Annotated in this window: 14 protein-coding genes and 1 rRNA gene; 12 read left to right on the forward strand and 3 right to left on the reverse strand. The window is 62.2% G+C overall.

What is annotated here, in order from left to right:
• The first annotated feature begins 32 nt into the window (after positions 1-32).
• The 4 genes from rrf to ACKLLE_RS26870 all read left to right on the forward strand — a co-directional run bounded on the left by rrf (position 33) and on the right by ACKLLE_RS26870 (position 3,833).
• Positions 33-148: ribosomal RNA gene (gene rrf, locus ACKLLE_RS26855) — 5S ribosomal RNA — on the forward strand.
• A gap of 116 nt (positions 149-264) precedes the next feature.
• A complete protein-coding gene (locus ACKLLE_RS26860) occupies positions 265-924 on the forward strand; it encodes a paraquat-inducible protein A (RefSeq protein WP_420059573.1) in 660 nt (219 codons plus the stop codon).
• A complete protein-coding gene (locus ACKLLE_RS26865) occupies positions 911-1,534 on the forward strand; it encodes a paraquat-inducible protein A (RefSeq protein ID WP_009403533.1) in 624 nt (207 codons plus the stop codon). The genes ACKLLE_RS26860 and ACKLLE_RS26865 overlap by 14 nt, the downstream gene beginning before the upstream one ends.
• On the forward strand, positions 1,518-3,833 hold the full coding sequence (locus ACKLLE_RS26870) for a PqiB family protein (RefSeq protein WP_420059574.1): 2,316 nt from the start codon (positions 1,518-1,520) through the stop codon (positions 3,831-3,833). Before ACKLLE_RS26865 ends, ACKLLE_RS26870 begins: the two co-directional genes overlap by 17 nt.
• Before the next feature lie 111 nt (positions 3,834-3,944).
• On the opposite strand, the gene rpsT is transcribed toward ACKLLE_RS26870, so the two are convergent.
• The gene (rpsT, locus tag ACKLLE_RS26875) at positions 3,945-4,217 is read right to left on the reverse strand and encodes a 30S ribosomal protein S20 (protein ID WP_009403531.1); all 273 of its coding nucleotides are present in this window, start codon (positions 4,215-4,217) and stop codon (positions 3,945-3,947) included.
• Between the two features lie 252 nt (positions 4,218-4,469).
• Here rpsT and murJ point away from each other — a divergent pair, with 252 nt between their 5' ends.
• Positions 4,470-6,008 carry a murein biosynthesis integral membrane protein MurJ gene (gene murJ, locus ACKLLE_RS26880; RefSeq protein ID WP_420059575.1) on the forward strand — a complete coding sequence of 513 codons (1,539 nt, stop codon included), beginning with the start codon at positions 4,470-4,472 and terminating at the stop codon, positions 6,006-6,008.
• A gap of 13 nt (positions 6,009-6,021) precedes the next feature.
• Here murJ and ACKLLE_RS26885 read toward each other — a convergent pair whose 3' ends face one another.
• Complete coding sequence (locus ACKLLE_RS26885; protein WP_420059581.1) at positions 6,022-6,219, reverse strand: hypothetical protein; 198 nt, start codon at positions 6,217-6,219, stop codon at positions 6,022-6,024.
• On the opposite strand from ACKLLE_RS26885, the gene ribF reads away from it, so the two are divergent.
• The 5 genes from ribF to ispH are packed head-to-tail and all read left to right on the forward strand — an operon-like array spanning position 6,127 to position 11,805.
• Complete coding sequence (gene ribF, locus ACKLLE_RS26890; protein ID WP_009403528.1) at positions 6,127-7,077, forward strand: bifunctional riboflavin kinase/FAD synthetase; 951 nt, start codon at positions 6,127-6,129, stop codon at positions 7,075-7,077. The two genes, ACKLLE_RS26885 and ribF, sit on opposite strands and share 93 nt — an antisense overlap.
• A complete protein-coding gene (ileS, locus tag ACKLLE_RS26895; protein ID WP_064304369.1) occupies positions 7,074-9,905 on the forward strand; it encodes an isoleucine--tRNA ligase in 2,832 nt (943 codons plus the stop codon). Before ribF ends, ileS begins: the two co-directional genes overlap by 4 nt.
• The gene (gene lspA / locus ACKLLE_RS26900) at positions 9,898-10,413 is read left to right on the forward strand and encodes a signal peptidase II (protein ID WP_009403526.1); all 516 of its coding nucleotides are present in this window, start codon (positions 9,898-9,900) and stop codon (positions 10,411-10,413) included. Before ileS ends, lspA begins: the two co-directional genes overlap by 8 nt.
• Positions 10,406-10,843 carry an FKBP-type peptidyl-prolyl cis-trans isomerase gene (gene fkpB / locus ACKLLE_RS26905; protein WP_009403525.1) on the forward strand — a complete coding sequence of 146 codons (438 nt, stop codon included), beginning with the start codon at positions 10,406-10,408 and terminating at the stop codon, positions 10,841-10,843. The genes lspA and fkpB overlap by 8 nt, the downstream gene beginning before the upstream one ends.
• A gap of 14 nt (positions 10,844-10,857) precedes the next feature.
• The gene (gene ispH / locus ACKLLE_RS26910) at positions 10,858-11,805 is read left to right on the forward strand and encodes a 4-hydroxy-3-methylbut-2-enyl diphosphate reductase (RefSeq protein ID WP_064304371.1); all 948 of its coding nucleotides are present in this window, start codon (positions 10,858-10,860) and stop codon (positions 11,803-11,805) included.
• Here the strand turns inward: ispH and ACKLLE_RS26915 are convergent.
• Positions 11,798-12,307, reverse strand: a complete 510-nt coding sequence (locus ACKLLE_RS26915) for a GspH/FimT family pseudopilin (protein WP_420059577.1) — start codon at positions 12,305-12,307, stop codon at positions 11,798-11,800. The genes ispH and ACKLLE_RS26915 overlap by 8 nt on opposite strands.
• Before the next feature lie 103 nt (positions 12,308-12,410).
• Here ACKLLE_RS26915 and pilV point away from each other — a divergent pair, with 103 nt between their 5' ends.
• Together pilV and ACKLLE_RS26925 are read left to right on the forward strand one after the other, a co-directional pair.
• On the forward strand, positions 12,411-12,761 hold the full coding sequence (gene pilV / locus ACKLLE_RS26920) for a type IV pilus modification protein PilV (RefSeq protein WP_420059579.1): 351 nt from the start codon (positions 12,411-12,413) through the stop codon (positions 12,759-12,761).
• A gap of 41 nt (positions 12,762-12,802) precedes the next feature.
• The gene (locus ACKLLE_RS26925; protein ID WP_420059580.1) at positions 12,803-13,402 is read left to right on the forward strand and encodes a PilW family protein; all 600 of its coding nucleotides are present in this window, start codon (positions 12,803-12,805) and stop codon (positions 13,400-13,402) included.
• Positions 13,403-13,469: the final 67 nt, after the last annotated feature.

The following is a 13,469-nucleotide window of genomic DNA, read 5'->3' on the forward strand; positions in this document are numbered from 1 at the left end:
AGCGTCGAAAGACGAGTTGGCACACAGAATTTCTTGACGACCATAGAGCATTGGAACCACCTGATCCCATCCCGAACTCAGCAGTGAAACGATGCATCGCCGATGGTAGTGTGGAGCTTCTCCATGTGAGAGTAGGTCATCGTCAAGATTCAATTCCGAAACCCCTATCTGCTTATGCAGGTAGGGGTTTTGTCTTTCCGGCTTCCCCACAAACCCGAGCGGCGCACTAGAATAGACCTCGACGCCGTCATTCAGAATTTTCCTATGTCCGATCCTGCCGACTCCCGGCCGCTTGCCAATCTGCCGCTGGACGAACTGGTGGCCTGCCACGAGTGCGACCTGCTGATGCGCAAGCCTGTACTCAAGCGCGATGAGAAGGCTGTGTGCCCCCGTTGTGGCTATGAGCTGTATGCCCACCGGCATAAGGTCGTAGAGCGGAGCCTTGCCCTGGTCCTCGCGGCATTGATGCTTTATGTCCCGGCGAACTTCTTGCCAATCATGCATCTCCATTTGTTGGGGCAGAATTCGGACGACACCGTCTGGAGTGGCGTGCTCGGCCTCTACGATTCCGGGATGCGTGGCGTTGCCGTGGTGGTATTTCTCTGCAGCATGGCAATTCCGCTACTTAAGTTGCTATGCCAGCTTGCCGTGTTGTTGAGCATTCGCTGGAATGTCGGAAGAGGCTATGGCTTGCTGCTCTACCGTATTTATCACCATCTACGCGACTGGGGCATGCTCGAGGTCTACTTCATGGGTGTGCTGGTGGCTATCGTCAAGCTGGTGGACCTGGCCGAACTGAGTCTGGGTCTTGGGCTTTTGTGCTTTATCAGTCTGTTGCTTGTCCAGGTCTGGTTGGAAATAGTCATGTCGCCACACCAGATCTGGGTGGCGTTGTCGGGAGAAGACCTGCATGCGGGCGATTGATGCCGGGATCCTTATTTGTTGCGAGTGTCATGAACTCAACCGCCAGCAGCCTGAGTCCAGTTCACAGGTGTGTACCCGCTGCGGTGCGATCGTGCATGCCCGCCGTCCCAATAGTCTTGTCCGTACCTGGGCGTTGCTGATTACCGCGGCGATTCTTTATATTCCGGCCAACGTATTGCCCATCATGACCGTCAGTACCCTGGGGCAGGGTAGCCCCGACACCATCATGTCCGGGGTCATCACCTTGATGAAGCACGGCATGCTGCCGATCGCGGCTGTCGTATTCATCGCCAGTATCCTGGTGCCCACCTTCAAGTTGGTCGGTATCGCCCTGCTGCTCTATTCGGTGCAGCGCCACCAGCCGCTATCCGCTCGGCAGCGCATCCTGATGTACCGCTTTATCGAGTTCATCGGGCGGTGGTCGATGCTGGATATCTTCGTCATTGCGATTCTCGTCGCGGTGGTGAATTTCGGACGCATTGCCAGCGTCGAAGCCAACCTGGGCGCCGTCGCCTTTGCCAGCGTGGTGATACTGACGATGCTCGCAGCAGTAACTTTCGATCCCCGACTGATCTGGGATAACACGGAGTCGGATGACGACCATGAGTGACGATTTGCCTACGGCTAGAACCCGCCCAGCTTCGAACTGGTCGGCTATCTGGATTTTGCCCCTGATCGCCCTGGTCATTGGCGGCTGGCTTGGCTGGCAGGCCTACCGGGACTCGGGGGTGAATATCGAGGTCCGTTTCAAGAGCGGAGACGGCATCGTCGCCAACAAGACCGAGGTGGTCTACAAGGGGATGCCGGTCGGTAAGGTCAAGAGCCTGGTCCTGGATGCCAAGGGTAGTGATGCGGGAGTGGTCGCCACCATTGAAATGAATCCCGCCGCAGAGCCTCATCTGCTGACCAATACGCGTTTCTGGCTGGTCAAGCCCAGCGTCACGCTCGCGGGTATCACGGGGCTGGAGACCCTGGTTTCGGGTAACTATATTGCCGTCAGCCCGGGCGATGGCGAGCCGACCAGGTATTTCGTCGCCTTGCCGGAAGCGCCGCCGCTGTCCGATAGCGAGCCGGGCCTGCACCTGACCCTGAAGGCCGATCGCCTCGGCTCGCTCGACCGTGATAGTCCAGTGTTCTACAAGCAGATCCAGGTGGGTCGGGTGAAGAGCTATCGTCTGGCCGAAGACCAGGGAACGGTGGAGATCAAGGTCTTTATCGAGCCAGCCTATGCCTCGCTGGTGCGCAAGCACACGCGGTTCTGGAATGCCAGCGGGGTCAGTGTCGACGCCAGCCTGTCGGGGGTCAAGATTCGCAGCGAGTCCCTGGCCAGCATTGTTGCCGGCGGTATCGCCTTCGCCACGCCGGAATACCGCAAGGACAGCCCGCCCACGGATCCGAGCCTGCCGTTCCGCCTCTACGAAGATTTCGATGCGGCCCAGGCCGGTATTCGGGTGAAGGTCAAGCTAAGCGACTTCGAAGGTTTGCAGGCCGGTCGCACGCCAGTGATGTACAAGGGTATCCAGGTCGGTACGCTGAAAGCGCTGAAGGTCGAGTCCGATCTTAACAGTGCGATGGCCGAACTGACCCTCGATCCCCTGGCCGAGGACTACCTGGTGCAGGGCACCCAGTTCTGGGTAGTGAAGCCGTCGATTTCCCTTGCGGGCATCACCGGCCTTGAGGCCTTGGTCAAGGGTAATTACATCGCGGTACGGCCGGGCGACAAGGGCGCCTCGCCGCAGCGCGAGTTCGAGGCCCGGGCCAAGGCGCCACCTCTCGATCTCAAGTCGCCTGGCCTGCATCTCGTGCTGTTCACCGAAAATCTCGGATCGCTGGAAGTCGGCAGCCCTATCCTTTACCGCCAGGTGAAGGTTGGTACCGTGCAGAGTTACCAGTTCTCCCGTAAACACCAGAAGCGTCTGCTGATAGGTGTGCATATCGAGCCGGAGTATGCCGGCCTGGTCAACGGCTCGACGCGGTTCTGGAATGCCAGTGGCATTACGCTCACGGGCGGCTTGTCGGGCATCCAGCTCAAGAGCGAGTCGCTGCAAAGCCTGATGGCGGGCGGTATTTCCTTCGATACCCCGACGCCCAACGTCCCGCTCAAGCGCCGGATACCTACCTTCCGCCTGCATGAAAGCCAGGAGGCAGCCAATCTTTCGGGTATCCCGATTACGATCAAGGTTGCCGACGCCGATGGTTTGAAAGTCGGCACGCCGATTCGATTCAAGGGGCTGGATGTCGGCAAGATCGAGGCCGTCGATCTTAGTGCCGATTTGCAGTCGGTGCTGCTTAAGGCGCGGATTACCGAGGTCCCCGAACGTATCGCTCGAGTAGGTACGCAGTTCTGGGTGGTCAAGCCGGCGTTGGGGATCGTCAAGACGGAGAACCTGGGCACCCTGATAACCGGACAATACCTGGAAGTTCAACCGGCAGCCCAGAACAAAGGGCCGCAGCGCGAGTTCACGGCCCTGCTGGAGGCGCCACAAGTCATCGGGCCGCCGGAAGGCCTGGCGCTGGTCTTGAGTGCGCCGAGGCGTGGTTCGATCAAGCCGGGGGTGCCGGTGACCTATCGGGAGATCCCCGTAGGCAAGGTGACGGGCTTCGAGTTGGGGCAGACCGCTGACCGCGTGCTCATCCATATCCTGATCGAGCCGCGATACGCAGCTCTGGTTCGCGGTGGCAGCCGGTTCTGGAATACCAGCGGCTTTGGTTTCGAATTCGGCCTGATCAAGGGTGCGACGATCCGGACCGAGTCCCTGGAAACCATGATCCAGGGTGGGATCGCCTTCGCCACGCCGGAAGGCGAGCAGATGGGCAAGCCCGCCCTGCCGCAGCAGACCTTCGCCTTGTTCGACAAGGCCGAAGATGAATGGCTGCAGTGGGCGCCGAAGATTCCTATCGGCAAGTAACCAGGCAGGCCCGGGTGCATGAAGCGTCCGGGCCTCTTTCAACTAGCGATGGAAGAAATCGCAGGCAATAAAAAACCGACCCTGAGGCCGGTTCTTTAACAAGCTTGTCGCTTAGGCAGCAGCTTTCAGCGCCTTGATGTGGCCATTCAGACGGCCTTTATGGCGAGCAGCCTTGTTCTTGTGGATGATGCCCTTGTCGGCCATACGGTCGATTACAGGCACAGCCAGGATGTAAGCAGCTTGCGCTTTTTCGGCGTCTTTTGCGTCGATGGCCTTGACTACATTCTTGATGTAGGTACGAACCATGGAACGCAGGCTGGCGTTGTGGCTGCGACGCTTCTCAGCCTGTTTTGCACGTTTTTTGGCGGAAGGTGAGTTGGCCACCGTCGAGCTCCTCGAAAGACTTGGTAAATAGCAAACAAAATAGGCCGCGAATCATGCCGATGAGTTGACTGCTTGTCAAGGCCACGAGCGGGGTTCCGCTCGGCGGTCATTCTCTCCATCGGGATGATTCCCTTCTGGTGCACGACCTGTAAACTCGGGAGCTTTTGCGCTGCCTGTTTTGCGCGGCGCGCATTATTGCACATTCAAATGGCGTTCGGCCTGCACTTCATCCCACGACGTGAAAAACTTTCGATGAATCTCCTCAAATCCTTGGCTGCGGTCAGTTCCATCACCATGGTGTCGCGGGTTCTGGGCTTCGTCCGTGACACCATCCTGGCGCGCATCTTCGGCGCTGGTGTGGCCACCGACGCCTTCTTCATCGCCTTCAAGCTGCCCAACCTGCTGCGTCGGATCTTCGCCGAGGGCGCTTTTTCCCAGGCGTTCGTACCGATTTTGGCCGAGTACAAGACCCAGCAGGGGGAGGAGGCGACCCGCACCTTCGTCGCCTACGTCGCTGGCTTGCTCACCCTGGTCCTGGCCCTGGTCACCGCACTTGGCGTGCTGGCTGCGCCCTGGATCGTCTGGGCCACTGCGCCGGGTTTCGTCGACAGTGCGGAGAAATTCCAGCTGACCACCGATCTGTTGCGCGTGACCTTTCCTTATATATTGCTGATCTCGCTGTCGTCCCTGGCAGGCGCGATCCTCAATACCTGGAACCGCTTCTCGGTCCCGGCCTTCGTGCCAACCCTGCTCAACGTCGCGATGATCGTGTTCGCGCTGTTCCTCACGCCGTACTTCGATCCGCCGGTCATGGCGCTGGGGTGGGCCGTGCTGGTCGGCGGGGTGTTGCAGCTCGCCTTCCAGCTCCCCCATCTGAAAAAGATCGGCATGCTTGTGCTGCCGCGCCTGAATCTGCGCGATACCGGCGTCTGGCGCGTGCTGAAGCAGATGTTACCGGCCATCCTGGGGGTTTCGGTCAGCCAGATCTCGCTGATCATCAACACCATCTTCGCCTCCTTCCTGGTGGCCGGCTCCGTGTCCTGGATGTATTACGCCGATCGCCTGATGGAATTGCCCTCCGGCGTGCTTGGCGTCGCTTTGGGTACCATCCTTCTGCCGACCCTGGCCAAGACCTACGCCAACAAGGACCGCCAGCAATACTCGCAGATTCTCGACTGGGGCCTGCGCCTGTGCTTCCTGCTGGTGCTGCCCTGTTCCCTGGCCCTGGCGATTCTGTCCGAGCCGCTGACCGTGGCCCTGTTCCAATATGGCAAGTTCGGCGCCTTCGATGCACAGATGACCCAGCGCGCGCTGATCGCCTATTCGGTGGGTCTGCTTGGCATCATCATAATCAAGGTCCTGGCCCCTGGCTTCTATGCCCAGCAGAACATCCGTACGCCAGTGAAGATCGCCCTGTTTACCCTGATGTCGACGCAATTGCTCAACCTGGTGTTCATCGGCCCGTTGCAGCATGCCGGCCTGGCCCTGGCGATCAGCGTCGGTGCCTGTCTTAACGCAGGTCTGTTGTACTGGAAGCTGCGCCAGCAGCGCCTGTTCGAGCCGCAGCCTGGCTGGACCGCTTTCCTGATCAAGCTGGTGATCGCGGTGTTGCTGATGTGCGCCGTGCTGCTGGTCGGCATGCAGTTCATGCCACCCTGGGCACAAGGGGAGATGCCGATGCGCTTCCTGCGCCTGGGAGGACTGATTGTCGCAGGCGTAGTGACTTATTTTGGCTGCCTGTTCCTGTTCGGCTTCCGCCCCCGGGACTTCGCCCGCAAGGCCCTGCACTGACGGGCGGCGCAGGTCAGACGTCGGTTTGGTGAAATCGGCGTGCTGGCGAGGTGCTGTTGCCTGTCGTCGGCGCCCGGGTATGGTTATAATCGACCACTTTATGAGCAAGAAGCGCGTTATGCAGCTGGTTCGAGGCCTTCAAAACCTTCGCCCCCGGCATCGGGGCTGTGTTGCTACCATTGGCAACTTCGACGGAGTTCATCGCGGTCACCAGGCCATCCTGGCGCGACTGCGCGAGCGTGCGGTGGAGTTGGGCGTGCCCAGCTGCGTGGTGATTTTCGAGCCGCAGCCGCGCGAGTACTTTGCCCCGGAAACCGCCCCGGCACGCCTGGCACGCCTGCGTGACAAGGTTGCCCTGCTTGCCGCGGAAGGGGTCGATCGGGTCCTGTGCCTGGCCTTCAACCAGCGCTTGAGCAAGCTTGGCGCCGACGAGTTCGTCGAGACCATCCTGGTCGACGGCCTCGGCGTGAAGCATCTGGAGGTCGGCGACGACTTCCGCTTCGGCTGCGACCGCCTCGGCGACTTCGCCTTCCTGCAGGACGCCGGCCAGCGCTACGGTTTCACTGTAGAAGCGGCGCGGACCGTCGAGCTGGATGGCCTGCGGGTCAGCAGCACCCAGGTGCGTGATGCCCTCGCCGCGGCGGACTTCGCCCTGGCCGAGCGCCTGCTGGGGCGGCCGTTCCGTATCGGCGGGCGGGTCCTGCATGGGCAGAAGCTGGCCCGGCAGTTGGGTACGCCCACCGCCAACGTACAACTCAAGCGCCGTCGCGTGCCACTGAGCGGGGTCTACCTGGTCAGTGTGCAGATCGACGGCAAGGTGTGGCCGGGTGTCGCCAATATTGGCGTGCGCCCCACCGTCGCCGGCGACGGTAGCGCCCACCTCGAAGTGCATTTGCTGGATTTCGCCGGTGATCTGTATGGCCGGCGCCTGACGGTGGAATTCCACCACAAGCTGCGTGAAGAGCAGCGCTTCGCCTCCCTGGAGGCGCTCAAGTCGGCGATCGATGCGGATATCGCCGCCGCTCGTGCCCATTGGCACGCTCAACCGCTAACCAAGAGCCTGAAATGACCGACTATAAAGCCACGCTAAACCTTCCGGACACCGCCTTCCCCATGAAGGCCGGCCTGCCACAGCGCGAACCGCAGATCCTGCAGCGTTGGGACAGTATTGGCCTGTACCGGAAGCTGCGCGAGATTGGCAAGGATCGTCCGAAGTTCGTCCTGCACGACGGCCCTCCCTATGCCAACGGCAAGATCCACATCGGTCACGCGCTCAACAAGATCCTCAAGGACATGATCATCCGTTCGAAGACCCTGTCGGGCTTCGACGCGCCTTATGTTCCGGGCTGGGACTGCCACGGCCTGCCGATCGAGCACAAGGTCGAGGTCACCCATGGCAAGAACCTGACGGCGGACAAGACCCGCGAGCTGTGCCGTGCCTACGCTGCCGAGCAGATCGAAGGCCAGAAGGCCGAATTCATCCGCCTGGGCGTGTTGGGCGACTGGGACAACCCATACAAGACCATGAGCTTCGCCAACGAGGCCGGCGAAATCCGCGCCCTGGCGGAGATGGTCAAGCACGGCTTCGTGTTCAAGGGCCTGAAGCCGGTGAACTGGTGCTTCGATTGCGGTTCGGCCCTGGCCGAGGCCGAGGTCGAGTACGCCGACAAGAAATCCCAGACCATCGATGTCGCCTTCAAGGCGGTCGATGAAGACAAGCTGGCCGCCGCGTTCGGCCTGGCGTCCCTGGGCAAGCCGGCCTCCATCGTGATCTGGACCACTACCCCGTGGACCATCCCCGCCAACCAGGCGCTGAACATCCATCCGGAGTTCACCTATGCCCTGGTCGATGTCGGCGACAAGCTGTTGATCCTTGCCGAAGAGCTGGTCGAATCCTGCCTGAAGCGCTTCTCCCTGGAAGGTTCGGTCATCGCCACCGCCCCGGGTTCGGCCCTGGAACTGATCAATTTCCGTCACCCGCTGTACGATCGCCTGTCGCCGGTCTACCTGGCCGACTACGTCGAGCTGGGCGCCGGTACCGGCGTGGTCCACTCCGCTCCAGCCTACGGTGAAGACGACTTCGTCACCTGCAAGCGCTACGGCATGGTCAACGACGACATCCTCACGCCTGTGCAGAGCAACGGTGTCTACGTCGACTCGCTGGAGTTCTTCGGCGGCCAGTTCATCTGGAAAGCCAACCCGCATATCGTCGAGAAGCTGGCCGAAGTCGGTGCGCTGATGTTCACCGAGACCATCAGCCACAGCTACATGCACTGCTGGCGCCACAAGACCCCGCTGATCTACCGCGCCACCGCGCAGTGGTTCGTCGGCATGGACAAGCAGCCGAACAATGGCGACACCCTGCGCGCACGCGCCCTGAAAGCCATCGAAGACACCAAGTTCGTCCCGGCCTGGGGCCAGGCGCGCTTGCATTCGATGATCGCCAACCGTCCCGACTGGTGTATCTCGCGCCAGCGCAACTGGGGTGTGCCGATCCCGTTCTTCCTGCACAAGCAGACCGGCGAGCTGCACCCGCGCACCGTCGAGCTGATGGAGGAAGTGGCCAAGCGCGTCGAGCAGGAAGGCATCGAGGCCTGGTTCAAGATGGACGCCGCCGAGCTGCTCGGTGACGAGGCCGGCCAATACGACAAGATCGCCGACACCCTCGACGTCTGGTTCGACTCCGGCACCACCCACTGGCACGTGCTGCGCGGTTCGCACAATATCGGCCACGAGACCGGCCCGCGCGCCGACCTGTACCTGGAAGGTTCCGACCAGCACCGCGGCTGGTTCCATTCCTCGTTGCTGACCGGCTGCGCCATCGACAACCACGCGCCCTACCGCGAGCTGCTGACCCACGGCTTCACCGTCGACGAAAACGGTCGCAAGATGTCCAAGTCGCTGGGCAACACCATCGAGCCGCAGAAGGTCAATGACACCCTGGGTGCCGATATCCTGCGCCTGTGGGTATCTGCCACCGATTACTCGGGCGAGATGGCGGTTTCCGAGCAGATCCTGCAGCGCAGCGCCGATGCCTATCGTCGCATCCGCAACACCGCCCGCTTCCTGCTTTCCAACCTGTCCGGCTTCGACCCGGCCCGCGACCTGCTGCCGGCCGAAGACATGCTGGCACTGGATCGCTGGGCCGTAGACCGCACCCTCCTGCTGCAACGCGAGCTGGAAGAGCACTACGGCGAATACCGCTTCTGGAACGTCTACTCGAAGATCCACAACTTCTGCGTGCAGGAGCTGGGCGGCTTCTACCTGGACATCATCAAGGACCGCCAGTACACCACCGGCGCCAACAGCGTTGCCCGTCGTTCCTGCCAGACCGCGCTGTACCACATCGCCGAAGCGCTGGTGCGCTGGATCGCGCCGATCCTGTCGTTCACCGCGGACGAGCTGTGGCAGTACCTGCCAGGCGAGCGCAACGAGTCGGTGATGCTCAACACCTGGTACCAGGGCCTTGCCGAGCTGCCGGAAGGCACCGAGCTGGACCGCGCCTACTGGGATCGCGTGATGGCGGTCAAGGCTGCCGTCAACAAGGAACTCGAGAACCAGCGTTCGGCCAAGGCCATCGGTGGCAACCTGCAGGCCGAAGTGACCCTGTTCGCCGACGAGGCCCTGGGCAACGACCTGACCAGGCTGGGCAACGAGCTGCGCTTCGTGCTGATCACCTCCGCTGCAAGCGTCGCGCCGTTCGTCGAAGCGCCTGCCGATGCCGTGGTCACCGAGGTTTCTGGCCTGAAGCTGAAGGTGGTCAAGTCCGCGCATGCCAAGTGCGGCCGTTGCTGGCACTTCCGCGCCGATGTCGGCATCAACCCGGAACATCCGGAAATCTGCGGTCGTTGCGTGGACAACATCAGCGGTAACGGCGAGGTGCGTCACTATGCCTAATGTGTCTGCGGGGCGGTTCGGCCGCCTCGCCTGGCTCTGGCTGAGCGCGCTGGTCCTGGTCCTCGACCAGGCCAGCAAGTTCCATTTCGAAAACTCGCTGAGCATGTACCAGCAGATCGTGGTCATTCCCGACTACTTCAGCTGGACCCTGGCCTACAATACCGGCGCCGCCTTCAGCTTCCTTGCCGACAGCTCCGGCTGGCAGCGCTGGCTGTTCGCCCTGATCGCCGTGGTGGTCAGTGCGGTGCTGGTGGTCTGGCTCAAGCGCCTGGGGCGCGGCGAGACCTGGCTGGCGATTGCCCTGGCCCTGGTCCTCGGGGGCGCATTGGGCAACCTGTACGACCGTATCGTGCTCGGCCACGTGATCGATTTCATCCTCGTGCACTGGCAGAACCGCTGGTACTTCCCGGCCTTCAACCTGGCCGACAGCGCCATTACCGTCGGTGCGGTGATGCTGGCGCTGGATATGTTCAAGAGCAAAAAGTCCGGAGAACCTGTCCATGAGTGACATCCGTATCGGCCAGAACACCGAAGTCACCCTGCACTTCGCCCTGCATCTGGAAAACGGCGATACCGTCGACAGTACCTTCGACAAGGCCCCGGCGGTGTTCAAGGTCGGCGATGGCAACCTGCTTCCCGGTTTCGAAGCGGCGATCTTCGGCTTCAAGGCCGGCGACAAGCGCAGCGTCACCGTGATCCCGGAAAACGCCTTCGGTCAGCCCAATCCGCAGAACGTGCAGATCATGCCGCGTTCGCAGTTCCAGGACATGGAGCTTTCCGAAGGCCTGCTGGTCATCTTCAACGATGCTGCCAACACTGAACTGCCCGGTGTGGTAAAGGCTTTCGACGATGCCCAGGTGACCGTCGATTTCAACCACCCACTGGCTGGCAAGACCCTGAACTTCGAGGTGGAAATCCTCGACGTGAAGGCCGTCTGAGCCGGGAGTCCCTCATGCAGATCAAACTCGCCAACCCTCGTGGCTTCTGTGCCGGCGTGGACCGGGCGATCGAAATCGTCAACCGTGCGCTGGAAGTCTTCGGGCCGCCGATCTATGTGCGTCACGAAGTGGTGCACAACAAGTTCGTCGTCGAAGACCTGCGCGCCCGCGGGGCCATCTTCGTCGAAGAGCTGGACCAGGTTCCGGACGACGTCATCGTCATCTTCAGTGCCCATGGTGTTTCCCAGGCCGTGCGCCAGGAGGCTGCCGGGCGCGGCCTGAAGGTGTTCGACGCCACCTGCCCGTTGGTGACCAAGGTGCATATCGAAGTCGCGCGCTACAGCCGCGACGGCAAGGAATGCATCCTGATCGGCCATGCCGGGCACCCGGAAGTCGAAGGCACCATGGGCCAGTACGACGACAGCAACGGTGGCTCCATCTATCTGGTCGAAGACGAGGACGATGTCGCCAGGCTCGAGGTGCGCAACCCCGATAGACTGGCGTTCGTGACCCAGACCACGCTGTCGATGGACGACACCAGTCGCGTTATCGATGCCCTCCGCACGCGCTTCCCGAGCATCGGCGGGCCGCGCAAGGACGACATCTGCTACGCCACCCAGAACCGTCAGGATGCGGTGAAGCAGCTGGCTGACGAGTGCGATGTGGTGCTGGTGGTCGGCAGCCCGAACAGCTCCAACTCCAATCGCCTGCGCGAGCTGGCCGAGCGCATGTCCACCCCGGCCTACCTGATCGATGGTGCCGAGGATCTGCAGCGCAACTGGTTCGACGGTGTCGAGCGGGTCGGCATCACCGCCGGGGCCTCGGCGCCGGAAGTGCTGGTGCGTGGTGTGATCCAGCAACTGCGCGAGTGGGGGGCCAGTGGAGCGGAGGAGCTCGATGGCCGCGAAGAAAATGTCACCTTCTCCATGCCCAAGGAATTGCGGGTCCGGACCGTCAACTGACGTCCCCGCCGCACAGCGGCTGGTCAGGCGGCGCATGGCGCAGGCTGACACGGCCGCTGGCCGACAGCCGCACCTGGTACAGCCTTTCCTGACCGGACGCCCCGCATACCAGCAGGGTTCCGGCCTGGAACGCGCCGCCCTCGCGCAAAGGAACGCCCGATCCGCTGAAGCGCACTTTGCGCGCCACCGGCTGATTACCGATCACCCTGATTCCAGCGCCGACCGAATATTCCCGTAACAACTGCTCCGGACCCTGTTCCAGGCGTATCTGCCAGCCGTTGCTCCAGTCATCCTCCAACGCTTGCAATACGACCACCTGGTTGCGTAGCAAAGCCTCGCTGCGCGTGGCGCGCAGGGCCAATGCGAGGTTCTCGGCGATGGCCTGCTGTTGCAGGTCGTGGCTCATCTTGCTGTAGGCCGATATTCCCAGCGGTGTCAGCAATGCCAGCAGCCCTGCTGCAAACAGCATCTGGATCAGTGTTACTCCCTGTTGCTTCACCATGCGTTCCTCCCTGGAAGTGCTTCGCTTAGGTTCAACTGCGCTGCGCTGGATGTCGAGTCAGCCGGGTTTGCAGTGTGCCGGGGAAACTTCGCAGGAGGCGGGTATGGCAAGAAAATGGCAGCGGGGGCTGACCCTGATCGAAGTGATGGTGGCGCAGGCGTTGCTGGCGCTGGGACTGCTGGCGGCGGCGGGGCTGCAACTGCGTTCGGTGCAAGGGACAGACAGTGCGCGGATGGTCAGCCAGGCGGCTTTCATCGCTCACGGGATGCTGGAGCGGGCGCGTTCGGCGCGGGGTGTCGACGGGCGTGACCAGGCCGAACTGCAGCGTCAGGTCGAGGCTTTCGCTGGCGCGGGGGGACGCGCTGTGTTTCGTGGAAATGGCGTGCTGGTCAGTTGGAGCGATGAGCGCGCCGGGGGAGGGCAGCGGTCCATCGAGCTGGGCGTCTCACGATGAGGTGGGCGGCGGGGTTCAGCCTGATCGAGGTGTTGCTTGCGATGAGTCTGGGGTTGCTGCTGATACTCGGTGGCAGCCGGGTGTTCATCGGGGCCTTGCACAGTTGGAAAGTACAGGAGGCGGCGGCGCGCTTGCAGGAGGATGCGCGCCTGGTGCTGCACCGGATGGCCGGGGATATTCGCATGGCTGGTATGTTTGGTTGCTTGCGTCGGGAGGCGATGAGCTTTCCCGAAGCGGAAACGGCGCGGGTATTCGCGCAGGCGGTGCGGCTCGAGCCGGCGAGCGATGGTGGGCTGGGCAGCCTGACGCTGGTCGCAGCCGAATGGGGCGAGTTGGCTGGCGCTCCCGACTGGACGCTGGTGACCGATTGCCTGGCCAGCGCCACGGTTGTGAAAGGCCGTGCAACCGCCGGCCCCGGCCAGTTCGCGGTGCCCATCCGACAGCAGACCTACCGACTCGACGGTCGGAGCCTGTTGCTTGGCAGTGGGGGCAGCAGTGCGGTGCTGGTCGACAATGTTGGCCGATTCGGTGTTCGTCGGGATGATGATCGGATGCTGCTCAGCCTGACGTTGGAGGATCCCGGACAGCGGGTGCGCCCGCAGACCTATGAACTCACGGTAGTCCTGCGCAATGCGCTTTGAGCAACGCCGCCGACCCTGTGGGGGGGGGGGGGGGGGGGGGGGGGGGGGGGGGGGGGGGGGTTCTGGG

It is taken from the genome of Pseudomonas bharatica (genome assembly GCF_048586865.1).
Lineage (GTDB): Bacteria > Pseudomonadota > Gammaproteobacteria > Pseudomonadales > Pseudomonadaceae > Aquipseudomonas > Aquipseudomonas bharatica.

Coding starts and splice junctions, on each gene's coding strand:
- pilV (WP_420059579.1), top strand. CDS start 12,411: ATGGCAAGAAAATGGCAGCGGGGGCTGACCCTGATCGAAGTGATGGTG.
- ribF (WP_009403528.1), top strand. CDS start 6,127: ATGCAGCTGGTTCGAGGCCTTCAAAACCTTCGCCCCCGGCATCGGGGC.
- lspA (WP_009403526.1), top strand. CDS start 9,898: ATGCCTAATGTGTCTGCGGGGCGGTTCGGCCGCCTCGCCTGGCTCTGG.
- ACKLLE_RS26870 (WP_420059574.1), top strand. CDS start 1,518: ATGACGACCATGAGTGACGATTTGCCTACGGCTAGAACCCGCCCAGCT.
- ACKLLE_RS26915 (WP_420059577.1), bottom strand. CDS start 12,307: ATGGTGAAGCAACAGGGAGTAACACTGATCCAGATGCTGTTTGCAGCA.
- ACKLLE_RS26860 (WP_420059573.1), top strand. CDS start 265: ATGTCCGATCCTGCCGACTCCCGGCCGCTTGCCAATCTGCCGCTGGAC.
- ACKLLE_RS26865 (WP_009403533.1), top strand. CDS start 911: ATGCGGGCGATTGATGCCGGGATCCTTATTTGTTGCGAGTGTCATGAA.
- fkpB (WP_009403525.1), top strand. CDS start 10,406: ATGAGTGACATCCGTATCGGCCAGAACACCGAAGTCACCCTGCACTTC.
- ACKLLE_RS26925 (WP_420059580.1), top strand. CDS start 12,803: ATGAGTCTGGGGTTGCTGCTGATACTCGGTGGCAGCCGGGTGTTCATC.
- murJ (WP_420059575.1), top strand. CDS start 4,470: ATGAATCTCCTCAAATCCTTGGCTGCGGTCAGTTCCATCACCATGGTG.
- ispH (WP_064304371.1), top strand. CDS start 10,858: ATGCAGATCAAACTCGCCAACCCTCGTGGCTTCTGTGCCGGCGTGGAC.
- ileS (WP_064304369.1), top strand. CDS start 7,074: ATGACCGACTATAAAGCCACGCTAAACCTTCCGGACACCGCCTTCCCC.